The organism is Sphingomonas natans, assembly GCF_030546695.1.
Classification (GTDB): domain Bacteria; phylum Pseudomonadota; class Alphaproteobacteria; order Sphingomonadales; family Sphingomonadaceae; genus Sphingomonas_I; species Sphingomonas_I natans.
The window spans coordinates 163,397-189,157 of record NZ_JAUOTP010000002.1 but is presented as its reverse complement, the minus strand read 5'-3'; the positions used below and the strand labels follow the sequence as shown (position 1 = coordinate 189,157).

21 protein-coding genes and 1 tRNA gene are annotated in these 25,761 nt (G+C 64.8%); 11 read left to right on the top strand and 11 right to left on the bottom strand.

All coding sequences use genetic code 11. From position 1 onward, the window contains the following. Positions 1 to 257 precede the first annotated feature (257 nt). Complete coding sequence (locus Q4F19_RS04570) at positions 258 to 1,124, top strand: FkbM family methyltransferase (protein ID WP_303540267.1); 867 nt, start codon at positions 258 to 260, stop codon at positions 1,122 to 1,124. A 123-nt stretch (positions 1,125 to 1,247) separates the two neighbouring features. On the opposite strand, the gene Q4F19_RS04565 is transcribed toward Q4F19_RS04570, so the two are convergent. The 4 genes from Q4F19_RS04565 to Q4F19_RS04550 form a co-directional block, all read right to left on the bottom strand. Further along, a complete protein-coding gene (locus Q4F19_RS04565) occupies positions 1,248 to 2,894 on the bottom strand; it encodes a Hint domain-containing protein (RefSeq protein WP_303540265.1) in 1,647 nt (548 codons plus the stop codon). Between the two features lie 504 nt (positions 2,895 to 3,398). Next, positions 3,399 to 4,559, bottom strand: coding sequence for an FkbM family methyltransferase (locus Q4F19_RS04560; protein ID WP_303540263.1), 1,161 nt, complete (start codon positions 4,557 to 4,559; stop codon positions 3,399 to 3,401). A gap of 166 nt (positions 4,560 to 4,725) precedes the next feature. After that, entirely contained in the window at positions 4,726 to 5,757 is a 1,032-nt protein-coding gene (locus Q4F19_RS21420; protein WP_431312373.1) for a capsular polysaccharide export protein, LipB/KpsS family, read from the bottom strand. A 599-nt stretch (positions 5,758 to 6,356) separates the two neighbouring features. Beyond that, complete coding sequence (locus tag Q4F19_RS04550) at positions 6,357 to 7,379, bottom strand: phytanoyl-CoA dioxygenase family protein (RefSeq protein ID WP_303540261.1); 1,023 nt, start codon at positions 7,377 to 7,379, stop codon at positions 6,357 to 6,359. A 111-nt stretch (positions 7,380 to 7,490) separates the two neighbouring features. Here Q4F19_RS04550 and rfbC point away from each other — a divergent pair, with 111 nt between their 5' ends. The 9 genes from rfbC (at position 7,491) to Q4F19_RS04505 (ending at position 16,589) form a co-directional block, all read left to right on the top strand. Beyond that, entirely contained in the window at positions 7,491 to 8,051 is a 561-nt protein-coding gene (gene rfbC, locus Q4F19_RS04545) for a dTDP-4-dehydrorhamnose 3,5-epimerase (protein WP_303540259.1), read from the top strand. Then, positions 8,048 to 9,121: a dTDP-glucose 4,6-dehydratase gene (gene rfbB / locus Q4F19_RS04540; RefSeq protein WP_303540258.1), complete on the top strand. Its 1,074-nt coding sequence runs from the start codon at positions 8,048 to 8,050 to the stop codon at positions 9,119 to 9,121. The genes rfbC and rfbB overlap by 4 nt, the downstream gene beginning before the upstream one ends. A 53-nt stretch (positions 9,122 to 9,174) precedes the next feature. Next, positions 9,175 to 10,131: a UDP-glucuronic acid decarboxylase family protein gene (locus tag Q4F19_RS04535; protein ID WP_303540256.1), complete on the top strand. Its 957-nt coding sequence runs from the start codon at positions 9,175 to 9,177 to the stop codon at positions 10,129 to 10,131. Beyond that, complete coding sequence (gene rfbD / locus Q4F19_RS04530; protein WP_303540254.1) at positions 10,128 to 11,021, top strand: dTDP-4-dehydrorhamnose reductase; 894 nt, start codon at positions 10,128 to 10,130, stop codon at positions 11,019 to 11,021. Before Q4F19_RS04535 ends, rfbD begins: the two co-directional genes overlap by 4 nt. Continuing rightward, a complete protein-coding gene (gene rfbA, locus Q4F19_RS04525; RefSeq protein WP_303540252.1) occupies positions 11,018 to 11,890 on the top strand; it encodes a glucose-1-phosphate thymidylyltransferase RfbA in 873 nt (290 codons plus the stop codon). The genes rfbD and rfbA overlap by 4 nt, the downstream gene beginning before the upstream one ends. 104 nt (positions 11,891 to 11,994) lie before the next feature. Further along, the gene (locus tag Q4F19_RS04520; RefSeq protein ID WP_303540249.1) at positions 11,995 to 12,177 is read left to right on the top strand and encodes a hypothetical protein; all 183 of its coding nucleotides are present in this window, start codon (positions 11,995 to 11,997) and stop codon (positions 12,175 to 12,177) included. Between the two features lie 97 nt (positions 12,178 to 12,274). After that, positions 12,275 to 13,144 (top strand): response regulator transcription factor, encoded by an 870-nt coding sequence (locus Q4F19_RS04515; protein ID WP_303540247.1) that lies wholly within the window; start codon positions 12,275 to 12,277, stop codon positions 13,142 to 13,144. Then, positions 13,138 to 14,214, top strand: a complete 1,077-nt coding sequence (locus tag Q4F19_RS04510; RefSeq protein WP_303540245.1) for a FecR domain-containing protein — start codon at positions 13,138 to 13,140, stop codon at positions 14,212 to 14,214. The genes Q4F19_RS04515 and Q4F19_RS04510 overlap by 7 nt, the downstream gene beginning before the upstream one ends. 89 nt (positions 14,215 to 14,303) lie before the next feature. Further along, positions 14,304 to 16,589, top strand: coding sequence for a CHASE2 domain-containing protein (locus Q4F19_RS04505; RefSeq protein WP_303540243.1), 2,286 nt, complete (start codon positions 14,304 to 14,306; stop codon positions 16,587 to 16,589). A 4-nt stretch (positions 16,590 to 16,593) separates the two neighbouring features. On the opposite strand, the gene Q4F19_RS04500 is transcribed toward Q4F19_RS04505, so the two are convergent. Continuing rightward, on the bottom strand, positions 16,594 to 18,087 hold the full coding sequence (locus tag Q4F19_RS04500) for an ATP-binding protein (RefSeq protein WP_303540241.1): 1,494 nt from the start codon (positions 18,085 to 18,087) through the stop codon (positions 16,594 to 16,596). 71 nt (positions 18,088 to 18,158) lie between these two features. Further along, positions 18,159 to 19,475, bottom strand: a complete 1,317-nt coding sequence (locus tag Q4F19_RS04495; protein ID WP_303540239.1) for an aminotransferase class V-fold PLP-dependent enzyme — start codon at positions 19,473 to 19,475, stop codon at positions 18,159 to 18,161. Positions 19,476 to 19,570: 95 nt separating this feature from the next. On the opposite strand from Q4F19_RS04495, the gene Q4F19_RS04490 reads away from it, so the two are divergent. Beyond that, entirely contained in the window at positions 19,571 to 20,302 is a 732-nt protein-coding gene (locus tag Q4F19_RS04490) for an HD domain-containing protein (RefSeq protein WP_303540237.1), read from the top strand. Positions 20,303 to 20,357: 55 nt separating this feature from the next. On the opposite strand, the gene Q4F19_RS04485 is transcribed toward Q4F19_RS04490, so the two are convergent. The 5 genes from Q4F19_RS04485 to nusA all read right to left on the bottom strand — a co-directional run bounded on the left by Q4F19_RS04485 (position 20,358) and on the right by nusA (position 25,759). Beyond that, a tRNA-Ala gene (locus tag Q4F19_RS04485) sits at positions 20,358 to 20,433 on the bottom strand. An 85-nt stretch (positions 20,434 to 20,518) separates the two neighbouring features. After that, entirely contained in the window at positions 20,519 to 23,077 is a 2,559-nt protein-coding gene (infB, locus tag Q4F19_RS04480; protein ID WP_303540235.1) for a translation initiation factor IF-2, read from the bottom strand. A 66-nt stretch (positions 23,078 to 23,143) separates the two neighbouring features. Beyond that, positions 23,144 to 23,914 carry a DUF448 domain-containing protein gene (locus tag Q4F19_RS04475; RefSeq protein ID WP_303540233.1) on the bottom strand — a complete coding sequence of 257 codons (771 nt, stop codon included), beginning with the start codon at positions 23,912 to 23,914 and terminating at the stop codon, positions 23,144 to 23,146. Next, positions 23,901 to 24,131, bottom strand: a complete 231-nt coding sequence (locus Q4F19_RS04470; protein ID WP_303540231.1) for a tautomerase family protein — start codon at positions 24,129 to 24,131, stop codon at positions 23,901 to 23,903. Before Q4F19_RS04470 ends, Q4F19_RS04475 begins: the two co-directional genes overlap by 14 nt. After that, positions 24,131 to 25,759 (bottom strand): transcription termination factor NusA, encoded by a 1,629-nt coding sequence (nusA, locus tag Q4F19_RS04465; RefSeq protein WP_303540228.1) that lies wholly within the window; start codon positions 25,757 to 25,759, stop codon positions 24,131 to 24,133. The genes Q4F19_RS04470 and nusA overlap by 1 nt, the downstream gene beginning before the upstream one ends. Positions 25,760 to 25,761: the final 2 nt, after the last annotated feature.

Sequence of the window (25,761 nt, the reverse complement as noted above, 5' to 3'; positions counted from 1 at the left end):
AGAGTCGTTCCGCTATCCAGCGGTGGGCGAGCCTATCGGTGCCACGGGCGTGCCATTTGGCAATACCGCAGCAAAGGGTATGAAGGAGTTGCTAGGCGGGTCCGAGCCAGTTTATGGCATTTCTCTGCCCGCGCCGCTGATTAGTCAAATAATGCGAGCTTGAACCGTTCTGAAGTACTAAACCGCTGGGAAGGGTAGGGCCTTTGGTTTTGACATTGCGTTCGGTCGTCCGGAAGGCAGGGGGGCTGTTCCCAAGCGTGAGGGCGGAACGCCGGCTTCAGCGGCTGCATGACATCGTCGCGCGTCTGGATCACATCAGCCTCGGCAGTAGTGCCACGTACGTCGGCAATAATCGCGTGCTCCTCCGAATCATCGCCGGTGTGCACATCTTTATTTTATACGTTCACGCCGACGACAAGCTCATTAGCCCCTGGCTGATTGCAGAAGGCCGTTACGAGCCCGACCTCACTTCTTTTTTTGTGCGCGAGATCAAGCCCGACAGCCATTGCATCGATGTCGGCGCGAACCTGGGCTACTTCACCTGCCTCATGGCCAAGTACGCACTTGATGGAAAAGTGATTGCCCTAGAACCCAATCCTTTCGTGCACGCACTGGCCGCCGACAACATTCTTATTAATGCGTTGCATGAACGGAGCGCGGTATGGAACGTCGCTGCGAGCGACCGCGAAGGCGAGTTGACACTGTTTCATCGCGTGGGGCGAGCCGGCAATACGAGCGTGGCGGCATGCGGCGACGAGTTCACGCGTGAAATGCGTGAACCGCCTGAGGAAGCATTCCAGGTGTCGATGATCCGTATCGACGGCTTGCTCGATCATCTCTCTGGGCGGGTCGATTTTATGAAGATCGATGTCGAAGGCGCCGAGCCTCTCGCGCTGGCGGGCGCACGGGCAACAATCACGGCCAACCCACAACTCCAGATCGTCATGGAATGGGCGCCCGACCAGATCCGTCTGGCCGGCTTCGATATCGCCGCGTTCGTCCGCGACATTTCGGCTATGGGTCTCGAGCCGTTTGTTCTTTCGTCGGGTGTGCCTCAGCGTGTCAGCAACGATGACCTGATCGGGCTTGGCTATCAACAGGGAGTCCTGCTTCGGCGAATTTAAGACGCCGACGATGACACGCGGCGTCCATCTGCAAGATGGCCAATCTCACAGGTGGACACACATCGGCGTTAAAATAACAGGGGCAGCCGTTGGCGCGGTGTCGCCCAATCAATTGACGCACCGCTAGAAATAGCGCGCGCGACAGCCCAATTCGACGCCTAGGGTCACGCGGCGGCCTTGCTGCCGCTCATGCGCCGGCAACGCAGCGGAGCCGTCCGTCCATCGGATCCCGTCTTTCTCTTCAGGAGCGTAGAAGCCATTGGTCAGCGCCGAGGAGTGAAACGGGACCATGTCTCGGCTCGTCGCATCCTCGATCCAGTAGCGGCGGATCGCGACGCCGAGCCTCCGGTGATCCCTGCACATGCCAATCTCGGCAGGAATGACGGACTTTGACGCAAGAATCATCTCGCCACACGCCTCGATCTCGAAAAGATAAGTGTCATCATGCTGGCGAGAGGGGGCAATGCGCTGACCGCCGACGATGACGTGTAGATCGGGATCACTATCCAGCCGATCCCAAGTTAGACCCGCTCTTGCGGCCAAGCGCTGCCATATCGAATCGACGGACGGTCCGTCGCAGACAATCGGGGCGAACGGCGTGTTGTCTGCTTCCAGATCGCCGGCATTCCACGCAAATGCGCGGCGATTGCCATCATCACGATAGCTTTCGGCCTCGGCGCCATTGGCGAGCAGGATTGCATGCTGCTCGAGCTGGACGTGAAAATATTCATAAGACGTGATCTCGCGCTGCCGTGCGATGGACGTGCCGTTCACTAATTGGCCAATAGGGATGAGCAGCCCATCGACCAGGAACGAGTGGCCTGAAGTCACACTGAGATCTGCGAAGGGGGCCCCGTCGCCGAACGCTCCACGCCGAACGATAATCGGATGATCGGTGTCCCTCCCTGAGACATGTCCGCCCCCTACCCAGACCACGCGGCGATCGCGGCCGTCGCTGGTGCGGACGAACTGTCCAGGGACAATTGCTTCGACCGCGATGTACCCGGTCGAGGTGGCAATGCGGGTGCCGGGTAAGAAACAGACCGGCCGTTGCACGGCAGCGACGCTTACCGCACCGGATGGATCGGCAGACAGGCTGAATCCGAGATTCTGCTGGTCGAAAACATGTAGTCGGTACGACGCTGTGCTTCCCTGGATCGTAAGAATGCCAATCTGCCGATCGTAACTACCCGTCACCGAGCTGTCATACCGCACCGGATCGATGACGACGTTCCCCCCTTGGAGGTAAAGCCCCGAGGTAACCCCATTCTTGATCTCCAGCGTTCCCCCACCGTTGATCGTAAGCAATCCGATATAATTGGGTGTCAGGCTGGCGGTCGTAACCGTGTCGCCCTGATAGCCGGGCTGATCAAGGACAATGCGCCCCCCGTCATATGCCGTCGCAGCGATCGTGCTGCCGCCTAAATACTCTGTGCCCCCGTGCGCAACGTTCGCCTGCGCTTCCGTCGCGCCGGCGCCTACATACAGAGTTCCTCCGTTTATATAGGGATTGTCGATCCGCCCGCCATCGACGTGCACAACACCGCCGGTGTTGATAGTAACGCTTGAGGCGTGGCCTGAATCGACCTGCGCGGCCCCGCCGCTATTCACCGTCACGCCAAGAGCATCGCCGCCTTGTATGTACTGGATCCCGCCCTGGTTGATCGTGATCGACGATGCATAACCGTTGGACAATATCCTCATCACGTCGCCGCTTTCCACGGTAACGCCATAGGTGGGGCTTGAGCCCGGATAATCGTATTCTGCCACAATCCTCTCCCAAGTCGTGACACGGACCGTCGCGAGATTGTAGACACAAACCAGACACATATCGAGGGCCGAAGGGTGATCGCGATGATGTCGGGAACGCGCCATCGTGGCGCAGAAATGTTATGCCGCGGACATGGTTCGCACCGCGCTGCCGGTAGGATGGACGCCGCAGCCGCCCTCCTGGCAATATTCCCGGGGACGGGATCCTCGATACGGCCGGCGGCCACGACAGTGCTGGATGAGGCTACTGGCAGTTGTGCCAGAAGTTCGAAACGTCGCCATTCGGCGGGGTTGATCCGGCCCGCTGATCACGCTTCAGCGTGCTGCCGGATACGATCGCAGCAACGTTGCCGGAGGCCGCGCGGACACTGAAAGCGGTTCGACGGGAGCGACAAACAGTTCGTGCCGGCGGCGTGAATCAACCTGCCGCCCACAGCTCCGCTGAAGCGACTGGTCGATCATCACGCTTTCCTAAGTGTGATGCGTGATGCCGAGCTTTGGATCTCAGAAGCGGAAGCTGCCTAGGAACATGTCCGCCTTGCCAGGGTCGCAGCTTGCATCCAGCGCCGTCGGGAAAAGCTCGTCGGTGTCTTCAAAATGGTACAGTGCGCGATTAGCGAACGTGACTTCCAAAACACAGGGTGTGATTATGTTAGCCAGATCACACCATCCAGCATAATTATTGGCATGTATATGAACAACTGCATAATCTTGATGTATTTTATTAAGCGCTTCGAACACGGCGCCGCGATGTGCAGGGTCTGACAAGCCCTGGAAATAGTGCAATTCACATACGATCTGCGAGAACCGGCTAAGCTCAGCTCGATCGGTCGCCAAGATGGCATTCCACTCCGCGTTTTCGATATCCATTTTCAGGAAGATATTGGGTTTTTTATTACCCCGGTCGTGATGCTTTACCAGGTCCGAAATCGTCTCCCGATCGGGACCGCGATCTGGCGCGATCATCTTCTTCTCGAAAACGAACCGATCATCGCTTGGCATGGGGTCATCGACGGTATGATCAAATTGATAGATTGTCAGTCCCCGATCGGCTGCGTCACGATCCCAGCTCACATCATCATTTATGCCGAAAGAAAAGGCGGTGTCGATGTCGGCAAAATCGTCCAGGCAGATGTACCCACCATCTCCGATATTGCCGAGCCGAACCTTGTCATAGCCGATAGCGCGCGCCGGTTGGAGTAACCGAAGTACGCGCCGAACTTGATGCCCCAGCATGAAAGGGTCTTGAGATATGCCGTAAACATCGACATCAACATTCGAATAGTCTGCAATTTTCTCGTAACGAGCGGCCAATATCATGATTGAACCATTTGCCGGAACGTGAACTCTAAACTCGAGCTGCCGATATTCTAGAATGGCTACCTCTATTTCGAATGTCCGGAACGTATTGGAGAGGTCGCCCGGTGCAATCGAGTCGTTGCCCAAAGTTACCGTGCCCCCCGATGTGACGACATCAATCAGGACGCTTGAACGAGATGCATCGACTGGCGGGCCAGCCATCGCGAGACTGAATATTACCTTGTAGCGGCCCTGGGGCAGCCAGGTGTAAGGGCCGAACATCGCGCAGCCGAAGCCGTCCGAGTGCGTGACAAAGCCGTCAAGGCCTCCGATGTCGCGCACTTCTCCCAGTTCACTATTAAACATCGGAATCCTTCTCTGCAGAAAAATCGTTCAATCGATCGGTCGCGCCTAAAGCGTCTAGAAGTTCCCATTGTCCACTGTCCAGATCCCAGGGGATGGTTCAAATAAATACATCGCCTGTTTTCGCCCAATCAAGGTGTCGCGGTCGCGTTCGGTCTATAAGACACTTTCAACTCGTTGCGCGCCCCATCAGCTTTGCGATCTTTCCGTGAAGTCGGCGGAGAGAGACTATGATGCTCCGCCGTGGCTTCCACCCTGCACCAAAGCGGTCGAGCAAAACCTCCGGCGGGCAGGGTAAGGCGGTTACCGGATCCTGATAACGTGGATAAAGGATCAGCGCCGCAGCCGCTAGTTCGATGAGCGTGCGTTTTCGGACGCGGCGAGGGAAGGGCGAGCCATGATCGCGAGTCAGGCCCCAGCCGGCGTAGAAGGGGCGGCCGTGAACGTGCGTTTCCAGGCCCCGCAGGAGCGCCTCGAAACCGACCAGCGAAGTGAGGACGTGAACGGCATCGACCCGCGCGAGGAGCAACTGCGTCGGTTCGGCGCGCGCGATCTCGTCGGCGAAGGCGAGCGCCTCGGTATCTGGCACCCGACCGACCCGATGGCCCGCATCGACATCGGGATGCGGCTTGAACAAGATCAGCGCACCGGGCTCGGCTTCGCGCGCCCGACGGAGCAGATCGAGGTTCCCGGCAACGTCTCCCCCAGCCTTCTTAACCGAAAGATCGTCCTCGACTTGACCGACGACCAGCACGGTGCGGCGAGTGTGCGGCGGCGCCGCAGCCGGAGGAACGCTCCCATATTTGCTGATGCCGCGCTCGACGATAAGCGTTGTGATGCGCTTTGCTCGTTCGAGCAGAATCGGCGGCATTTCGGACGTAAGCAACAACTTTTCGAGATCGCTTTCCGGTCCGGGATCGTAATACAGTCCGCCCGCATCGACGACGATGGAGTACGGAGGCAGCAGATCGGCGCCAAGGCCGACCGAACGGATGAAGCCATCCTCGATCCGGACAAGCGGCACGCCCGCCGCATCCGCTTTGGCGAGCAGGTCCGGCGTCACCCGTGAAGGCCAGACGGCGAGGGCCCCAACAGGGGCGGCCGCCGCCACGCCGCACTCGTCACGGTTGGCGAAGACGAGCGGGCGTCGCCGCCCCGTCCACAGGAATTCGCCGATCCGCGCCTTCTTCCACCATGCCATGCCCGAGCAGGCCCCGATTGCCCGATTGGCGTCGAGCGTCGCGCGCCAGAAGGCGAGGAGCGCGACCGTCGCTTCGGCGCTGGTTGGCTGGCCAGTGAATGGATCGCGATAGGCGACGCTGCCGAGCAGTGCGTCGGCGATCATCGCGTTCGTCGGCGCTTCGCCGACGATCTCCGATCCGGCAAGGCAGCCCAGCAGGCGCCACTCTTTGCTTTCCGCTGCCAGTCGGACACCCGGGCGGAGCAGGCTCCACGGATCGGTTGAGTCGTCGATCATCTGTGACACGGACAGATCCCACGCCTTTGCGCTGGTCGGTCCACACAGTAGTATAGCCGGGCTTCTGCCCGCATCGGCGAGCAGGTGCCGCGCGGCGCTCTCGCTCGTGGCTTGGATCACCAGGGTACCCGGTTGAATGGAATGGGCTGGCGGTTGCCAAAAAGCGCCGCCGACCCGTGCTTCGCGGATCAGATGAAGCAGCCGATCCACCCTGGCGTTATCGGGTGCTGCGCCTGCCGATGGGGTGGAACGGCTGACGGCGGCGATGTGCGGCTTCACCCAAGGAAAGGGCGGGGAACGTAGCAGCGGCGTCGGCGCGCAACTCATTCGTCGGCTGGCCGCTTGCGCCCCACATCGGCCCAAGGTTGCGGAGTCCAACGCGCGAGCAAGTTCATCGCCTTCCAATAAAAAGGGATTCGGCGTTCGGCGATACCGGGCATGCCCAGCGGATCGAAGCCCGTCCATGGGAGAAAGGGGTTGCGCCGACCGTAGGCCCAGATCTCGACGCGGGTTGATGGTCGCACCGACGGCCCTCGTGCATGAAAGCCGTGTGTGTCGGCCACGATCAACGTATTGGCCGGAACTGCGAAGGCGCGAGGCGGCGGCAGGCCGAGACCGGGCAACTCGGCTGCTTCGACGCGGAGCGACCCCCGCGCCGAGAGGCGGTCGATGTCTCCGACTGATGCACGCACGCTGCGTCCTTGCTCCCACGCGATCCGCTCGGGCGTCAGGCGGTGCGAGCCGGGCACGTACGTGAAGGGGCCCTCGTCGGCGGCGACGTCCGTCAGGAAGTACCACGCCTTTACGGTCGCATGAAACGTGTCTGCATGGAGCGCCTCCTGGGGATCGGGCGGCGCATCGTGGCGGTGCGAGAGGATCGACTGAATGTATGTCAGCGGTTCGCTGGCATAGCTGCCCACATAGTGGATCAGTCCACGCCAGCGTCGATCTTGCAGCAGCACGCGTGCCATAGGGATGGCGGCAAGCGCTTCCGAATCCATGCCGATGCGGCGAGTGACCGTATCGCCCTGGATCACCTCTCGCGCCGGCAGGGCGGCCGCGAGCGCCTGCTCCCGCAGCGCCGCGAAGGCGTCCGGCGCGAGAAAGTCGGAGATCAGGACAAAGCCATCGCGATCAAAAGCGACGGCAAGATCGGGTGGGACGAACCGGGCAAGCCGCCGCCGCCGCGCCGCTGCCATTCGTGCCGCCAACCGGACGCGCGCGATGTGCAGCCCGCGCGCATTGAGCCTGGGGGAGCCGATGAGCGGATTGTCGCAGAACGATTTGGCGCTCGTCGCGAGCTGGAGGGCCCACCATGGCAGGAGAAGTCGGCGGAGCACGGTCATGATATTGTTCTGGGAAGCGCTTCGCGCCGCACGGATGCTGGGTCAACTGTTTGTTGCTTTGTTTGTCGGGAATGCGGCGCTAAGCGGGGCTCGTGGGCGCAGGGAGGCACGATGCCGGTCAAGTTGATTAAGCCAAAGCGGTTCGGCGACGAGCGCGGCTGGTTCGTCGAAACCTACAATGCGGATCGCTATCCCGGGCTCGGCATCGGCGCCACCTTCGTGCAGGACAATCATTCGATGTCGGCCGAGGTCGGCACACTGCGCGGCCTCCATTTCCAGGCGCCCTCTTACGGGCAGGACAAGCTGGTCCGCTGCGTGCGTGGCCGGATCTGGGACGTCGCCGTCGATGTCCGCAAGGGATCGCCGACTTGGGGGCAGTGGGTCGGCGCCGAGCTTTCGGCCGAGAATGGCTGGCAATTGTTCGTCCCGATCGGCTTCGCGCACGGCTTCGTCACGCTCGAGCCGAACACCGAAGTCGAATATAAGTGCAGCGGCCTTTACGCGCCCGGCGCGGAAGGCGCGCTGATCTGGAACGATCCCACCGTCGCCTTGCCGTGGCCGCTGTCCGGCGAGCCGGTCCTGTCCGCTAAGGACAAGATCGCGCCGACGCTGGCCGAACTCGACAGCCCCTTCGATTATGATGGCATACCCCTGGAGCCGATCGACGCATGACCGACGCCCCTCACTCGCTTCGCATCCTCGTGACCGGCGGTGCCGGCTTCATCGGTTCGGCGCTCGTCCGGCACCTGATCCGCGATACCGCGCATGAGGTGCTCAACGTCGACAAGCTCACCTATGCGGGCAATCTCGCGAGCCTCGATCCGATCGCGAACAGCCCGCGCTATGCGTTCCTGCAGGGTGACATTTGCGATACCGCGGCAATGACGGCGGCGATCGCCGAGTTCCGTCCGCAGGTGATCACGCATCTCGCTGCGGAGAGCCATGTCGATCGCTCGATCGATGGGCCGGCCGAGTTCATCCAGACCAACATCGTCGGCACCTTCTCGATGCTGTCGGCCGCGCTGGATTACTGGAAGGGGCTGGACGACGAGGAAAAAGCGGTCTTCCGCTTTCACCATATCTCGACCGACGAGGTGTTCGGCACGCTCGCCGACGACGGCTTCTTCACCGAAGAGACGCCCTACGATCCGCATTCGCCTTATTCGGCGTCGAAGGCCTCGTCGGACCATCTCGTCCGCGCCTGGCACGATACGTACGGCCTGCCGGTGATCGTCACCAATTGCTCGAACAATTACGGCCCGTATCATTATCCCGAGAAATTGATCCCGCTGGTGATCCTGAAGGCGCTCGCGGACGAGACCCTGCCGGTTTACGGCAAGGGCCTCAACGTGCGCGACTGGCTGTTCGTCGAGGATCATGCGCGCGCGCTGACGAGCGTGTTCGAGAAGGGCGTGATCGGCGAGAGCTACATCATCGGCGGCCGCGCCGAGAAGACCAACATCGATGTCGTCAGGAGCATCTGCGAGACGCTCGATCGCGTCCGCCCGCGCGCGGACGGGAAGAAGTATGAAGAGCAGATCGGTTACGTGACCGATCGGCCCGGCCACGATCATCGCTATGCGATCGACCCGTCCAAGCTGGAGCGCGAACTCGGCTGGAAGGCGCAGGAAAGCTTCGCGAGCGGCATCGAGCGGACGGTGACCTGGTATCTCGACAACGAGACGTGGTGGCGCCCGCTCGTCGAGCAGCAGGCGGTCAAGCGCGTCGGTCTCGGTAACTGAAGCAAGTATCGCACCCGGCGGCGCGCGGCGGATGAGGCAAGTAGGAGCATCGGATGAGCAAGCGCATCCTCGTAAGCGGCGGCAGTGGTTTCTTGGGTTCGTATCTGTGCGAGTCCCTGCTTAAGCAGGGGCATGAAGTGCTGTGCGTAGACAATTTCTTCACCGGTCGCCGCCGAAATGTCGCCCACCTGCTTGCAAATCCGAACTTCGAGATCATTCGTCACGACATCACGTTTCCGCTATATCTGGAAGTAGACGAGATCTACAATTTCGCCTGCCCCGCGAGCCCGATCCATTACCAGTATGATCCGGTCCAGACGATCAAGACATGCATTCACGGCGCGATAAACATGCTCGGCCTCGCCAAGCGGACAGGCGCGCGGATCATCCAGGCGTCGACGTCCGAAGTCTATGGCGATCCAGAGGTCCATCCCCAGCGCGAGGAATATTGGGGCCGCGTCAATCCGATTGGCCCCCGTTCCTGCTATGACGAGGGCAAAAGAGCGGCGGAAACACTTTTCTTTGATTATCATCGCCAGCACGGCTTAGATATCAAGGTCGTCCGCATCTTTAACACCTATGGTCCGCGCATGCGGCCGGACGATGGGCGCGTCGTCTCCAACTTTATCGTCCAGGCGCTCCGCAACGAGCCGATCACGCTCTATGGCGACGGGAAGCAGACGCGCTCCTTCTGCTATGTCGACGATCTGGTGGACGGTATCATCCGGATGATGAACAGCCCGACCGGCGTGACCGGGCCGATCAACATCGGCAATCCCGCCGAATTCACGATCCGGCAGCTGGCTGAACTCGTGATTGAGATGGTCGGAAGTAGCTCCGAACTGGTGCTGCGTCCGCTGCCGCAGGACGATCCGCGGCAGCGTCAGCCCGATATCGACAAGGCGCGCGCGCTGCTCGGCTGGGCGCCTTCGACCGAATTGAAGGACGGCCTCGTCCACACGATCGGCTATTTCGACGAATTGCTCTCGCGTGAAACGGCGTTCGCATGACCGAAGCTATTCTCGTCACCGGCGGTTCGGGGCAGGTGGGCACTGCGCTGCGCGCGATCGCGGGCGATCGCTTCGAGCTCGTCATGCCGCCGCGCGCCGAGCTGGATCTGTCGGATCCGGCTTCGATCGAGGCATGCCTCACCAGCCGCGACTGGGCTGCGGTCGTCAGCAGCGGCGCCTATACCGCGGTCGACAAGGCGGAGAGCGATGTCGTCGCGGCTTGGCGCGCGAACGCGATCGGTCCGGCGGCGCTGGGCGCGGGGACGAGGGCGCGCAGCATCCCGATCGTCCATCTCTCGACCGATTACGTCTTCGACGGATCGAAGCCCGGTTTCTATGCCGAAGGCGATCCTGTCGCTCCGCTCGGCGTCTATGGCGCCTCCAAGGAAGGCGGCGAGCAGGCGATCCGCAGCGCCAATCCCGCCCATGTGATCCTGCGGACGGCCTGGGTGGTCAGCCCGTTCGGCGCGAACTTCATCAAGACGATGTTGCGCGTCGGCGCGCAAAGGCCTGAGCTGAGCGTGGTGGCGGACCAAGTGGGCTGCCCCACCTCCGCGCTCGACATTGCCAAGACCGTGGCGGCGATCCTCGATCGCCAGCTGACGGATCCCGCAGCGCCCAAGGGCACCTATCATTTCGTGAATGCGGGAGAGGCGAGCTGGCACGGGCTGGCCGAAGCTGTCTTCGCGCGGGCCGCCGTGCGGGGAGGCCCGAGTCCCGCGGTGAAGGCCATCACCACCGCCGAATATCCGACGCCGGCGCGCCGGCCGGTTAATTCGCGTCTCGCTACCGACAAGCTCGTTCGCGATTACGGGATCACGCCCCGTCCCTGGCGTGAGGCGATCAACGAGATCGTCGATACCCTGGTTTCAGGAGAAGTAACGGCATGAAGGGCATCATTCTGGCGGGCGGCAGCGGCACGCGGCTCCATCCGGCGACCTTGGCCGTCAACAAGCAGCTCTTGCCGATCTACGACAAGCCGATGATCTATTATCCGATGTCGGTGCTGATGCTCGCCGGCATCCGCGAGATCTTGATCATCTCCTCGCCTGAATATCTCGACAATTATCGGCGTTTGTTCGGAACCGGTGAGCAGCTTGGCCTCCAGATCGAATATGCGCTCCAGCCGAAGCCCGAGGGGCTGGCGCAGGCCTTCACGATCGGCGCTCCGTTCGTGAACGGCGGCCCGGCGGCTCTGGTGCTGGGCGACAATATCTTCTTCGGCGCCGGCCTCGGCCAACGTCTGCGCAAGGTCGCCGCGCGCGAGCGGGGGGCGACCGTCTTTTCGTACCGGGTCGACAATCCGAAGGCCTATGGCGTCGTCGAGCTGGATGCCGATGGCAAGGCGGTTTCGATCGAGGAGAAGCCGGAATACCCGAAGTCGCACCATGCCGTGACCGGGCTTTATTTCTACGACGAGCGCGTCTGCGATCTCACCGCGAGAATCACGCCGTCCCCGCGCGGCGAACTGGAAATCACCGATCTCAACCGTCTCTATATGGAGATGAGCGAGCTCTATGTGGAGCCGCTGACGCGCGGCGATGCGTGGCTCGATACCGGCACGCATGACAGCCTGCTGGAGGCGTCCGAATTCGTCCGCACCGTCCAGCATCGCCAGGGCCTGCAGATCGCCTGCCTCGAGGAAATCGCGTTCGAGGCGGGCTTCATCGATCTCGCCCAGCTCCGCCGCCATGGCGAGACCTATGCCAAGACCGGCTATGGCCGCTATCTGCTCGCGCTGGCCGACGAGCGCTCATAATCGGCGCTGATCCCCGGCGTTAACGTAACAATGCTTTACGATTGCTGTGTTGTCGGCCGGGAACGCGCCTCCTATCGATGATCCCGTCATCCGGGAAATCATCCATGCCGACCCAGTCCTTCTCCGACGATCACCGCTTTCAGGGATTTTTCCTGAATCTCGCCGAGCGTGATGCGAAGATGGCCGGGAAATGGCGGCGGTCCAGCCGCCTCCTGTTCTGCATGGCCAGCGCGATCGCGTCCTGGCTGATCTTCGTCAGTCTTGCCGAGATCATGATCGGCCGCTGATCGACATCGAAACGGAGACCGCGGCCGGGCCGCGGAACGGATCGGCCGTGCCCGTCATGCGGGCGCGCAGGATCGTGTGCGTACAGGGGATGCTATGGTGACTCAGGATCGGAATGGCGACGCGTTCGATGGCGCCTTCTCCCCCATCACGGCCGCCCTGCTGCGCACCGGCAGCACCGATGCGCCCGGCGATTATGCGAACGACCCGATCTGGGTTAGTGGCGAGAAGACAAGTCCCCTCAGGAGGCTCACGGCCTATCCCATGCGCATCGGCGTTCTCGAAGATGATGCGGCGCTTGCCGAACATGTCGTGTCCACGCTTCGGTCGGCGGGGCACGTCGTTCAGTGTTTTGGGGACGGAAAGGCGCTGCTCGCGCGCCTGAAGCGCGAGACATTCGACATGATGGTGCTCGACTGGAACGTGCCGGAAGTCGCCGGGATCGATGTCCTGCGCTGGGCGCGCGCGCATCTCGATGGCCCGATGCCCGTCTTGTTCCTGACCAGCCGCACCGACGAGGCGGACATCGTCCAGGCGCTGGACGCCGGCGCCGACGATTATGTCGCGAAGCCCGTGCGCGGCGGCGAGCTGATCGCACGCGTCAACGCGCTTCTCCGCCGCTCCTATCCGGCCCCCGCCAAGGACGTCGAACGGTTCGACAATCACGTCTTCGATCATCGCTCGGGCGGTGTATCGCTGGGCGGCGATCAGGTGGCGTTGACGCCGAAGGAATTCGAACTCGGCCTGCTGCTGTTCCGCAATCTCGATCGGGCGATGTCGCGGTCTTACATGATGGATGCGGTATGGGGTCATGATCCCGAACTCCTGACCCGCACGCTGGACGTGCATGTCTCGCGCGTCCGCGAGAAGCTGAAGCTCCGCCCGGCGCTCGGCTACAAGCTCGTGCCCGTCTACAGCTATGGCTATCGGCTCGAGAAGATCGATCCGGCCGCGGGAGAGACATGGTGAAATTCGCGCCCGCGCTGGCTCTGCTGCTCGGTCTCGCCGCGCCCGTCTTCGCGCAGGCGCCCAAGCCTTATGCGGCGAGCACCAACGCACCCTTCGCCTATCGCGTGCGCGCAGGCGATACGCTGCCGAAGATCGCCGCCGCCTATCTGACCAGTCCGAATTCCGCTGCCGAAGTGCAGCGGCTCAACAACATCGGCGATCCGATGCGGCTGGCCCCCGGCACCATGCTCGCGCTTCCGGCGGCACTGCTGCGCACCGAAACGCTCAGCGCGAAGATCATCGCCTTTCGCGGCGAGGTCTCGGTCGGGCAACAGGGCCCGGCGCGCGTCGGCATGGTGTTCGGCGAGGGGATCCGCATCGCCACCGGCGCCAACGCATCGGTCGCGTTCCAGCTGACCGACGGTACCGCGGTGACCCTGCCGTCGCTCAGCACGGTCCGGATCGTCCGCCTGCGCAAGGTCCTCGTCTCCAATCGCGTCCAGCGCGTGCTGGCGCTGGAGGCCGGGCGCACCGAATCGCAGGTCACGCCCAGCAAGGACGGCAGCACGTCGTTCGAGATCCGCACGCCGGTCTCGGTCGCGGCGGTGCGCGGCACCGATTTCCGCGTGTCCTATTCCGAGGACCAGAAGGCCGCGACGGCCGAGGTGCTGAAGGGCGCGGTCGGCGTCGATGGCAAGGATGGCGGCGTCGGGCTCGATGCCGGCTTCGGCGCGCGCTCGGACGAGCAGTCCGCGGGCAAGGCGATCGCCTTGCTGCCCCCGCCCGAAATCCTGAGCCCCGTGGGGCATCGCCGCGATGGCACGCTCGTCTTCTCGTTCCAGAAGGTGGAGGAAGCGCTCGCCTATCGCCTCGTCCTGGCCGGCGATCCCGATTTCCGCGATCTGCGCAGCGAGACGACGAGCAAGACGCCGCAGGCGGTCGTGCCGCCGCTCCCCAACGGGACTTACTATATCCGCGCGACCGTGATCGACGTGCACGGGCTGGAAGGCCTTTCGGCCGATATCCCCTATGATCATCATATCGCGATACCGGGCGATCTCGGTCGCAAGGCGCCTGCAACCGGCGGCTGATCGAGACGCGATTGCCTCGTAGTGAGCGGTCGTTAGGGTGCAGGCGCGGTCGATAGGGTCGGCGCGTGACGGGGTAGGAGCCAAGCGGAGTGCGGAGCCGCCTTCTCCTCGAATGGCTGTTCGTCTCGATCCTCGCGATCGGCACGGTCGTGACCGCCAGCGCCGCGGGCCTGATCGCCCGGGGCGACAATCTGCTCTACGATAGCCTGATCCGCTTCAGCCCGGCGACGACCGAGCCGCATGTCGCGATCGTCGCGATTGACACGCAGAGCCTCTCCACGATCGGCGGCTGGCCCTGGCCGCGATCGGTCCATGCCAGCCTGATCCGCACGCTCGCCGCCGCCCGCCCCGCCGCGATCGGCTACGACGTCCTGTTCGTCGAGCCGCACGATGACGATGCCGATCTCGCCGCGGCGATGCGCGAGAGCGGCAAGGTGCTGCTTCCGATCGCGTTCGACATTCCCGGCGCGAACGGCGCTGCTTTCGATCCCGAGCGGCCGGTCGCGCCGATCGCCGCCGCCGCGCATGGCGCCGCGCAGGCGGTCGTGACCTTCGATGGCGACGGCATCGTCCGGCGCGCGGGGCTCGTCGCGGGCGGCGGCGGCCAGCGGTGGCCGCATCTCGCCGAGGCGCTCTACCAGACCGCGTTCGGCCATCCCTCCGCGCCGTTCCGGCGGCACGGCGGCGCGGCGCTGCCCGAGGGCAAGTTCACGCTCGCGGCACCCGCTTTGGTTCGCTTCGGCGCGCTCGGCGGCCGCTTCCCGACGATCTCGTTCAGCTCCGTGCTGGCGGGCGAGGTCCCGCCCGAATTCTTCCGTGACAAGATCGTACTCGTCGGCAACACCGCGGCTGGCTCTGGCGATCAATATCCGGTGCCCGCCAGCGGCGGCACCGCGGCGATGCCGGGGGTCGAGATCCTCGGCAATGTCGTCGAGGGGCTGATCCGCGACGATCTGATCCACCCCGCCAGCGTCATGATGATCGGCGCTTACACCTTGCTGCCGCTGACGATCCTGCTCGTCGCCTTGTTGCGCCTGCCGCCGCGCGTGAACCTGATCATCGGCGTCAGCCTGATGGGCGGGATGCTTACGGGCAGCGCGCTCGCGCTGCGCTTCGCCAATTTCTGGCTGCCGCCGACCGGCGGGCTGGCCGCGCTGGCGATTGTCTATCCGCTGTGGGCGTGGCGGCGCCTCTCGGCAACGAGCGCCTTCATGTCGGGCGAGTTGAAGGAGCTGGGCGAGGAGCCGGATGTCTTGCCCGGCGCCCCGCGCGTCGCGCGTAATCCCTTCATGTTCGGCGATCCCGTCGCCGAGCAGACCGACCTCCTCGAACGCGCTATCGAGCGCGTTCGCGATCTGCGGCGCTTCTTCTCGGATAGCCTGCAGAGCCTGCCCGATCCCACGCTCGTGCTCGATCGCGACGGCACCGTCCTCGTCGCCAACCAGGCCGCGCACGATCTGTTCGGGCCGACGTTGGAAGGCGATACCGCGCCGACGATCGAAGCGCTGCTGGATGGTCTGTCGCGCGTGCCAGTCGCGCCCGTGCCGCTGGCGCAGGCGGGCGAGCGCGAGCTGGTCGCGCGCGATGGTCGCATCTTCGTCGTCGCGGTCGCGCCATTGGCGTCGGCGCAGAGCGAGCGCGTCGGCTGGATCGCGCGACTGTCCGATATCAGCGCGATCCGCATGGCCACGCGCCAGCGCGAGGAAGCACTGCAGCTTCTCACGCACGACATGCGCTCGCCCCAGGCTTCGATCCTCGCGCTCCTGGATCAGGGGCTCGACGATCGCGAGGTGCGCGGGCGGATCGCCGGCTATGCGCGCCGCACCCTGAGCCTCGCCGATGCCTATGTGCAGCTCGCCCGCGCCGAATCCGCGGCCTATTCCGGCGAATTGCTCGATTTCTCCTCGCTGCTGATCGAGGCGGCGGACGATCAGTGGGCGCTCGCCAACCGGACGGGCATCGACATCACGACCGACTATGACGATCGCGAGCATCTCGTGCGCGGCGATCGCGCCCTGCTCGGCCGCGTGCTCGTCAATCTCATCAACAATGCGGTGAAGCACAGCCCGGTCAACGGCCGCGTCTTCTGCTCGGTCGCGTCCCCGCGCGGCGACGCGGCACGGCCGATGCTCATTTGCCGGATCGCCGATCAGGGCGCCGGCATCGCGCCCGATCTGATCGGCAGCGTCTTCGAGCGGTTCAGGACGTCCGAGGATCGCAGCCAGCGCAACCAGAGCGGCGCCGGCCTTGGCCTCGCCTTCGTCCAGACGGTGATCGAGCGGCACGGCGGCACGGTCGGCTGCGAGAATAATGCGGGGGGCGGTGCCAGCTTCTGGCTCTATCTGCCGTTGGCGGGTGAGACCGATCCGTCGTGATGTGTCAGTGCGTCGTCCACGCGGCCTGCCCGTCGCGCGTTTCCCCCGCTTCGCACTCGATTCCCGTCGACCAGCCGAGTTCGGGGATACCGATCGATCGCCGGCCCCGGAAATCGGTCCGCGTCGCGATGATCCCCTGCGCTTCCAGATAACCGACGAGCCGCCGCACCCGGCCCAGCGATTGCGTGCCATAGACCCGCGCCAGATCGTCGATCGAAGGGCAGGGCGCCGAATCGCGCGCGGCCCGCGCGATCATCAGGAACAGGCCGAGTAGATCCTCGGGCAGTCGATCGCCCAGCGCGATTGCGCCGGCCCACTCGGTCTCTGCCTCCGCCGCCGAAATGCCGGCGCGCGCCAGCGCCAGCGCGCGGGCGAAAGCGGTCGCTGCCAGCGGCGGGCGCGCGGCGCCGCGCATCCGGCAGCGCAGCGCGAAATCCTGGTAGAGTGCCGCCCCACCGCGCGACAGCGCATCCTCGTCCAGCACCATCTCGGCGAGGATCTCCTCGGAGATGGCGGCGAGCGCCTCGTCGTCGGGCCCGGCCGGCTCGGCCGTCGCCATCGCCGCGATCGCCATCGGGCGCGGGCGGAACAGCATCTCCATCGGCACCGCCGGCGCGGGCGGCGCCTTGGCGATCGGCTCTTCCTCCAGCATGTCGAACAGCAATTGTTGGCGCTCCTCTCCGGTGCGCGTGGGCAGGGGAGCCAGCACCGGTCCGCCGCCGCGCGTACCGGTCCGCACCGGGCCGATCCGGATCAAGCGCGGCCGGCGCGAGACCGCCGGGCCGAGCGCCAGGAACTGGCCGCGCTCCAGATCGCGGATCTGCTCGGCCTGCCGCCGCTCCATGCCCAGCAGATCGGCGGCGCGCGCCATGTCAATGTCGAGAAAGGTGCGCCCCATCAGGAAGTTCGAGGCTTCCGCCGCGACATTCTTGGCGAGCTTGGCGAGCCGCTGGGTCGCGATGATCCCGGCCAGCCCGCGCTTGCGGCCCCGGCACATGAGGTTGGTCATCGCCGCGAGGCTGACGCGCCGCGCTTCCTCGCCGACCTCGCCCGCCGCGGCCGGCGCGAACAGCTGCGCCTCGTCCACCACCACGATCGCCGGAAACCATTGCTCGCGCGGCGCATCGAACAGGCGATTGAGGAAGGCGCCCGCGCAGCGGAGCTGGGCATCGACCTCGAGGCCTTCGAGATTGAGCACGATCGACACGCGATGCTCGCGCACCCGCGCGGCGATCCCGGCAATTTCGCCCTCGCTATAGTCGGCAGCATCGACGACGAGATGGTCGAAATGCTCGGCGAGCGAGACGAAATCGCCCTCGGGATCGATGATGATCTGCTGTACCCAGGCGGCGCTCTCTTCCAGCAGCCGGCGCAGCAGATGCGACTTGCCCGAGCCCGAATTGCCCTGGACCAGCAGCCGCGTGGCGAGCAATTCCTCCAGATCGATCGGCGCGGGGGCACCCGACGGATCGGTGCCGAGATCGATACTGAGGGACATGGCAGCACTGTGCGGAATCACCCGGTCCGCGCAAGCCGCACGTACCGACTGATCCACAGTTTTCTAGAGGATCAGGCGAACATGGCGTGCTCGGCCTGCAGCGCCCTCGCCAACGCATCGACGTCGGCGGCCGTGCTGTAGAAACCCGGTGTCACGCGAATCACCGGGCCTTTGGCGACTCCGGCCCGCCAGATCGTCAGCACCCGATGCTTTTCGAACAGGCGGCGCTGCACGGCCTGTGCGCGCTCGTCGCTGTTCATGCCCTTCAGGCGGAAGCTCGTGATTGCGCAGTAGCGCGCCGGATCGTCGGGAACCATGATCTCGACATTCCTGAGGTCGCGCACCTGGCTCACCCAGCGATCGCGCAGGCCGCGCATATGCTTTTCCTTCGCGGCCGCACCGACCGCGAAATGGAAGTTGATCGCGGTCGGGATCGCCAGCGCAGCGGCGAAGTTGATCGTGCCGGCGGCAACGCGCGCATTGATGCTGTCGGCGGGGATGTGCGCATTCTCGAACGCGATCTCAATATCGGCAAGCCGGCTCTTGCGGATGTACATCGCGCCGGTGCCGAGCGGCGCCGAAGTCCATTTGTGGACCGACCAGCCGACGAAGTCCGCGCCGAAATCGTCGATCTGGACATCGAGCAGAGCGATGCCGTGCGCGGCGTCCACGATCGTATCGACCCCGCGCGCCCGCGCCATCGCCACGATCTCGCGCACTGGCGTGATCAGCCCGGTGCGATTCGAAATCTGGGTGACGAGCAGCAGCTTGGCGTTGGGGGTGCGGGTGAGGACGTCGTGATAAGCGGCGAGGATGTTGGCGGTGGTGGCCGGCTCGGGCATCGCGAACCTGACGACCTGCGCGCCTTTGTGCGTGCCGAGCCACTCCATCGCGCCGATCATCGCGTCATAATCCAGGTCGCAATAGATCACGCCGTCGCCGGGCTTCAGCCCCTTGTAGTTGGCGATGAGCATCTGCAGCGCGTCCGATCCGCTGCGCGTGACCGCAATTTCCTCGGGCAGGCAGCCGACCTGGCGCGCGATCGCGGCCTGCGCGGCGCGGCCGTCATGCGTCCAGGTCGCGTCGCCAGGCAGCACGTTGCGCGCATAGATCGAACTGGCACGGTTCACGTCCACATTGGCTTTTGCGAAGGCCTCGGCGACGACGCGCGGCATCATGCTCCAGTAGCCGGCTTCGAGATTGTGGTAGCCGGGCTCGACGTCGAAATGCTTCGGCAGGTCGGCGACGGGAATGGAATGGGGCTCGAGGGCAGGCTGGGACGTTGGTGCGCCGATGGTGACGCCGATCGCCTGTGACGATGCGAGCAAGGCAGGGCCGCCGACGGCAGCGGACTTGAGCAATTGGCGACGGCTCGGCGCAAGGTTCATCGGCACTATCCCGATCTGGGGGTGGATGCGGCAATCTGCGGTACTTGCCGGTCGATTGATAGGCGGACGCGCATTGCAATATGAAGGACGCGGCGATGTGTGACGACGATCCCTTTCCGCAGGCCGGGCGCGTCCGGATGATCGTGCCCGCGCCCATCGGCCGGATCGGAACGTCGGTGCCCGATCCCGAGCCGGCGATGTTCGGGCAGCTCGATCCCGAGCACGTCTTCATGATGGGCGACAATCCGGCGCTGCCGCGCATGCCGGACCGGCCCAGGCTCGTCGATTTCCTCCGGCTGCGGATGTCGGACATGGTGATCCGCCACCTGACGGTCAGCGCCAGGCGCGCGCTGGACGACGGAATGGAGGAGAAGATCGTGCTCGCCTGCCTGCTGCACGACATCTCCAACGGCTGCCTCGTCCGCACCGATCATGGCTATTGGGGCGCGCAGATGATCGCGCCCTATGTCGATCCGGAGATCGCCTGGGCGGTGCAATATCACCAGCCATTGCGCTATTTCGCCGATGAGGCCGTCGGCTACGCCTATCCGGCGAGTTACGACGCGTTCTTCGGGGCCGATTTCTTGCCGCCCGATTACATATGCCGCGATGCCGAACATGCGCGCGGGCATCGCTGGTATATGAGCGCGCGCTTGGTCACGCTTTACGACACCTATTTCTTCGACAGCGGCCCGGCCTTCGATCCGGAGATCTTCACGGACATCATCGGTCGCCATTTTCGCGAGCCGGAGGATGGGCTGGGCTTCGACGGATCACCCTCGGCGCATATGTGGCGCTCCGTGATCTGGCCGAACAACTTCATCTGAGGAAGTGCACACGCCCAATCGTGCGGTAATCGTCAAGTAAATCAATGATTTATACTGGTGGAGCTGTGGGGAATCGAACCCCAGACCTCTGCAGTGCGATTGCAGCGCTCTCCCATCTGAGCTACAGCCCCGTCACCAGCGAGCGATCCCTTAGCGAGGCCAGGGGAGCGATGCAACGGCCGGCCGCGAAGCTTTTCCGCGACCGGCAGACCTTCCTTACAGAACGCGCTCGCGCTCCTCGACCTCGAACGTCTCGAGATAATCGCCCGCCTTGATGTCGGTCGATCCCTCGAACGTGACACCGCATTCCAGCCCGGCGCGAACCTCGGGAACGTCGTCCTTGAAGCGACGCAGCGAGGCGATCTTGCCGTTGTAGACGATGACGTCGTCGCGGGTGAGGCGCGCGCGCAGGTCCTTCTTGATGAAGCCCTCGGTGACGAGCAGACCCGCCGCCTTGCCATGCTTGCCGGCCGAGAAGACTTCGCGGACTTCGGCGCGGCCGACGACCGTCTCGAAATATTCCGGGCCGAGTTGGCCGGCCATCGCGGCGCGGATGTCGTCGAGCAGATCATAGATCACGTCATAATATTTGAGCGCGACCCCGTCCCGCGTGGCGATCTCGCGCGCCTTGGCGTTGGCGCGGACGTTGAAGCCGATGATCGGCGCCTTGGAGGCCGATGCCAGCGACACGTCGCTCTCGGTGATGCCGCCCACGCCCGAATTCAGGATCCGGACCTGGATGAGATCGGTCGAGATCTTGTTGAGCGAGCCGACGATCGCCTCGACCGAACCCTGCGCATCGGCCTTGACGACGAGCGGGAACTGCTGCGCCTGCTTGTCGCGCAACGCCGAGAACATCGATTCCAGGCTGGCCGGAGCCGTCGTCGTGCGCTTCTGCTGGATGACGCTGGCGCGGTACGCCGCGACTTCGCGCGCACGCGCCTCGTTCTCGACGACCGACAGCGGATCGGCCGACAGCGGCACGCCCGACAAACCGAGGATCTCGACCGGCACGGACGGGCCGGCCGACTTCACCTGCTTGCCCTTGTCGTCGACGAGCGCGCGGACCTTGCCGCTCTCGGCGCCGACGACGAAGATGTCGCCGGTCTTGAGCGTGCCGCGGCGGACGAGGACCGTCGCCACGGGGCCGCGGCCCTTGTCGAGCGTCGCCTCGATCACGACGCCTTCGGCATCGCGGTCGGGGTTGGCGGTCAGTTCGAGCAGTTCGGCCTGGAGCTGGATCTTCTCGATCAGCGTATCGAGGCCCGTCTTGGCGGTCGCCGAGACCTCCACGTCCTGCGTCTCGCCGCCCATGTCCTCGACCTGAACGTCGTACTGCAGCAGCGCTTCGCGGATCTTCTGGGCGTTGCTGCCCGGCTTATCCATCTTATTGATCGCGACGATCATCGGCTTGTTCGCCGCCTTGATGTGCGCGATCGACTCGATCGTCTGCGGGCGCAGGCCATCGTCACCGGCGACGACGAGGACGACGATGTCGGTCACGTCGGCGCCGCGCGCGCGCATGTCGCTGAACGCTTCGTGGCCCGGCGTATCGAGGAAGGTGATCTTCGATCCGTCCTTCTGGGTCACCATATAGGCGCCGATATGCTGAGTGATGCCGCCGGCCTCGCCGGAGGCGACATCGGTGCCGCGCAGCGCATCGAGCAGGCTGGTCTTGCCGTGATCGACATGGCCCATGATCGTGACGACCGGCGCGCGCGGCTGCTGGTTCTCGTCGTCATCGACATCGGTCTCGGCCTGGATGTCGACGTCGCTGTCGGAGACGCGGCGGATATTGTGGCCGAATTCGCTGACCATCAGCTCGGCCGTATCCTGATCGATCACCTGATTGGAGGTGACCGGCGTGCCCATCTTGAAAAGCGCCTTCACGAGATCGGCGGTGCGCTCGGCCATGCGGTTGGCGAGTTCGGCGACGGTGATCGCCTCGGGCACGACGACATCGCGGACCTGCTTGGCCTGGGGACCGCCCGCCTGATGCGCACGCTTCTCCTTCTCGCGCGCGCGCTTCAGCGCGGCGAGGCTGCGGGCGCGGCCGGACGAGGACTCGTCCTCGAGCGCGCGGGTGACGGTGAGCTTGCCGGCCTGACGGCGATCGTCGCCGATCTTGCCGCGGGCGGGGCGGACGATTTCGGGGCGCTTCGGCGCGATGACGGGTGTGAAGCGGCGCGGCGGCGGGATCACCGATGCCGTGCTGGGCGCGGCCTCTTCCTGCGGGGCCGCAGCCACGGCTTCGACGGGTGCTTCCCCAACCGGAGCCGGCGCCGCGGCAGGAGCGGCCGCCTCTACGGGCGCAGGGGCAGGCTCGTCGGCAGCGCGCAACTTCTCTTCGGCGCGGCGCTTCTCGTCCTCGGTCGCCTCGATGCGCGCACGCTCTTCGCGGCGGCGCGCATCTTCCAGCGCGTTCATGCGCGATTCGTCGGCCTCGCGCAGCAGGCGGTCCTGCTGCTCGCGACGCTCCAGCGGGCTCATTGGCCGGGTGGAGACGGGCGGCGCCGGTGGGCGCGGCGGTGCAACGGGTGCCGCTACGGGCGCTGGCGCTGGTGCCGCCTGCTCGACGACGACCGCCTCGACCTCAGGCTCGGGGAGTGGCGCAGGATCGCCGGGCTTGCGAAAGACGCGTGCCTTCTTGACCTCGACCACGACCGTGTTCGAACGGCCGTGGCTGAAGCTCTGCTTGACCTTGCCCGTCTCGACCGTGCGGCGCACGCCGAGTGGCGCGCGCATTCCGAGCTTTGGCTTGTCGTTATCGCTCATGTAGTAACCCGAACCCTTCAAAAAACCTGTCTGCGCCACTTGAGGCCCTGCGAATGATCGCAAGGCTCAGGGGCCGCCATCCCGACCGAGGTCGTCTCGTCCAATAAAGCCGCGCCACCGGCCCAGCGCGTGAGAAACGCGCGCAGCCGCAGCCGGTGCGATCAAGGCGAGATGTACCACATTTTCCCGTCCAAGCGCCATCGACAATATGGCGCGCGTCGCCGGGATTACGAGTCCCTGCTCGCCACTGCCTTCGGTTCCGAGCCCGACTCGCAGCGCCTGGTCCAGACGGCGGCTTCCGTCGGCCGCGGCGTCGCGCGCGTGGAGCAGCAGATCGACCGAGCCTTTGCGGGCGGCATCGACGATCCGTTCGCTGCCGGTCAGCAGCGCGCCCGCGCGCGCTTCCAGCCCGAGCCGATCGAGCGCGGCGCGCTCCAGCGCCTTTTCGATCTGGTCGGCGAGATCCACCGGCACGGTGACGGCGGTCTTGAAGGCGCGCGCCAGCGCCTTGCCGAGCCGGCCCTTGGCGATCGCCTGTTCCAGCGTCGCACGATCGACGCCGATCCACGCGCCGCGGCCCGGCGCCTTGGCGCGGACGTCGGGCGCGACGCTGCCATCGGGGCCGAGTGCGAGCCGGATCAGTTCGTCGCGTGAACCCTTGCGACCTGAGATGATGCAGGTCCGCTCGGGATCGCCCTTGCCGTGGACGGGCAGCGGCTGCTCGTCATCGTCTTCCAGCGCCGCCGCGGCGGCGGACGCAGGCTCCCCGGCCCCTTCCGCGAGCGGGAGGGGGGGGGTGATCGGTTCTACCGAAGCGGTGTGCTCATTGTCCGACATTCGCGGGCGCGACCTCCTGTGCGGGAGGCGCAGGCCGGTCGGCGAGCAAGATGCCCGCCGCGCCGTAATTCTCGGTCGAATGTTCGTTGATCACGATCTGAACCGCGCCCGCCGGCTTGCCCAGCCGCTCGACGAGCGACCGGGTCACGTCGGCGACGATTGCCGCCTTCTGCTCGCGCGTGGCGGCACCCGCCAGTTCGATCGCGACGAACGGCATCAGGCTTCCGCCTCCGTCTCGCCGTCGGACTCGCCTTCAGCGACCTCCTCGTCGCCGAACCAGCCGGCGGCCTGGCGTGCGGCCATGATGATCTCGTTGCCCTGATCCATCGAGAGACCATAGCCGGCGAGCACGCCGCCCTTGTCTTCCTTCGGGGCAGGAGCGCCTTCCTTGCGACGGCGCGGCTCGATCCGCTTCTTTTCGACGAGTTCGTCGGTCGACAGATCACCCACGTCGTCGAGCGTCTTGATGCCCGCCTTGCCGAGCGTGACCATCATCGCTTCGGTGATGAAGGGCAGTTCGCCGACGGCATCCTCGACGCCCAGCGCCTGGCGCGCCTCGCGATGCGTGGCCTCCTGGCGCTCGATCGCCTCGACCGCGCGGTTCTGCAGCTCGCCGCCGACTTCCTCGTCGAGGCCCTCGATCTGCGCGAGTTCCTCGACCTCAACGTAAGCGACTTCCTCGAGGCTGGTGAAGCCTTCGGCCACCAGCAGCTGCGCCAGCGTCTCATCCACGTCGAGCTCGGTCTGGAACAGATCGGAGCGCTCAACGAATTCCTTCTGGCGCTTCTCCGACGCGTCGGCCTCGGTCAGGATGTCGATCGCCTTGCCGGTCAGCTGGGATGCCAAGCGGACATTCTGGCCACGGCGGCCGATGGCGAGCGAAAGCTGATCGTCGGGCACGACGACCTCGATCCGCTCCTCTTCCTCGTCGATCAGCACGCGCGAGACCTGAGCAGGCTGCAGCGCGTTGACGACGAAGGTGGCGTTGTCGGGCGACCAGGGGATGATGTCGATCTTCTCCCCCTGCAGCTCCTGGACGACGGCCTGGACGCGGCTGCCCTTCATGCCGACGCACGCGCCGACCGGATCGATCGAGCTGTCGCGGCTGATGACGCCGATCTTGGCGCGGCTGCCCGGATCGCGGGCTGCTGCCTTGATCTCGATGATGCCGTCGTAGATTTCGGGCACTTCCTGCGCGAACAGCTTCTTCATGAAATCGGGGTGCGCGCGGCTCAGGAAGATCTGCGGGCCGCGATTTTCGCGCACCACCTTCAGGATGATCGCGCGGACGCGGTCGTCCTTGCGCAGCACTTCGCGCGGGATCTGCGCGTCGCGGCGGATCACGCCTTCGGCGCGACCCAGATTGACGACGACATGGCCGAACTCGACCGACTTGACCGTGCCGACGATGATCTCGCCCGCGCGATCCTTGAATTCCTCATACTGGCGCTCGCGCTCGGCATCGCGCACCTTCTGGAAGATCACCTGCTTGGCGGCCTGCGCGGCGATGCGGCCGAACTCGATCGGGGGCAGCGGATCGACGATATAATCGCCGACGACGGCGCCCTTCTGCAGCTTCTGCGCGTCCGCGACCGAGACCTGCTTGAAATAATCCTCGACCTCTTCGACGACTTCGACGACGCGCCACAGGCGCAGATCGCCAACGGTCGTGTCGATCTTGGCGCGGATGTCGTTCTCCGCGCCGTAGCGCGACTTGGCGGCGCGCTGGATCGCGTCTTCCATCGCCTCGATGACGATGGCGCGATCGATCAGCTTCTCGCGCGCGACCGAGTCGGCGATGGCGAGAAGCTCGGCCTTGTTGGCGGAAACGGCTGCAGTGGCCATTT

Bases quoted from the DNA above. Each gene is read 5' to 3' on its own strand.
- Q4F19_RS04510 (WP_303540245.1), top strand. From the start codon at position 13,138: ATGGTGAAATTCGCGCCCGCGCTGGCTCTGCTGCTCGGTCTCGCCGCG.
- Q4F19_RS04535 (WP_303540256.1), top strand. From the start codon at position 9,175: ATGAGCAAGCGCATCCTCGTAAGCGGCGGCAGTGGTTTCTTGGGTTCG.
- rfbA (WP_303540252.1), top strand. From the start codon at position 11,018: ATGAAGGGCATCATTCTGGCGGGCGGCAGCGGCACGCGGCTCCATCCG.
- Q4F19_RS04500 (WP_303540241.1), bottom strand. From the start codon at position 18,087: ATGTCCCTCAGTATCGATCTCGGCACCGATCCGTCGGGTGCCCCCGCG.
- Q4F19_RS04550 (WP_303540261.1), bottom strand. From the start codon at position 7,379: ATGACCGTGCTCCGCCGACTTCTCCTGCCATGGTGGGCCCTCCAGCTC.
- Q4F19_RS04560 (WP_303540263.1), bottom strand. From the start codon at position 4,559: ATGTTTAATAGTGAACTGGGAGAAGTGCGCGACATCGGAGGCCTTGAC.
- rfbC (WP_303540259.1), top strand. From the start codon at position 7,491: ATGCCGGTCAAGTTGATTAAGCCAAAGCGGTTCGGCGACGAGCGCGGC.
- nusA (WP_303540228.1), bottom strand. From the start codon at position 25,759: ATGGCCACTGCAGCCGTTTCCGCCAACAAGGCCGAGCTTCTCGCCATC.
- Q4F19_RS04490 (WP_303540237.1), top strand. From the start codon at position 19,571: ATGTGTGACGACGATCCCTTTCCGCAGGCCGGGCGCGTCCGGATGATC.
- rfbB (WP_303540258.1), top strand. From the start codon at position 8,048: ATGACCGACGCCCCTCACTCGCTTCGCATCCTCGTGACCGGCGGTGCC.
- Q4F19_RS04495 (WP_303540239.1), bottom strand. From the start codon at position 19,475: ATGAACCTTGCGCCGAGCCGTCGCCAATTGCTCAAGTCCGCTGCCGTC.
- Q4F19_RS21420 (WP_431312373.1), bottom strand. From the start codon at position 5,757: ATGGCATGGTGGAAGAAGGCGCGGATCGGCGAATTCCTGTGGACGGGG.
- Q4F19_RS04520 (WP_303540249.1), top strand. From the start codon at position 11,995: ATGCCGACCCAGTCCTTCTCCGACGATCACCGCTTTCAGGGATTTTTC.
- infB (WP_303540235.1), bottom strand. From the start codon at position 23,077: ATGAGCGATAACGACAAGCCAAAGCTCGGAATGCGCGCGCCACTCGGC.
- Q4F19_RS04470 (WP_303540231.1), bottom strand. From the start codon at position 24,131: ATGCCGTTCGTCGCGATCGAACTGGCGGGTGCCGCCACGCGCGAGCAG.
- Q4F19_RS04475 (WP_303540233.1), bottom strand. From the start codon at position 23,914: ATGTCGGACAATGAGCACACCGCTTCGGTAGAACCGATCACCCCCCCC.
- rfbD (WP_303540254.1), top strand. From the start codon at position 10,128: ATGACCGAAGCTATTCTCGTCACCGGCGGTTCGGGGCAGGTGGGCACT.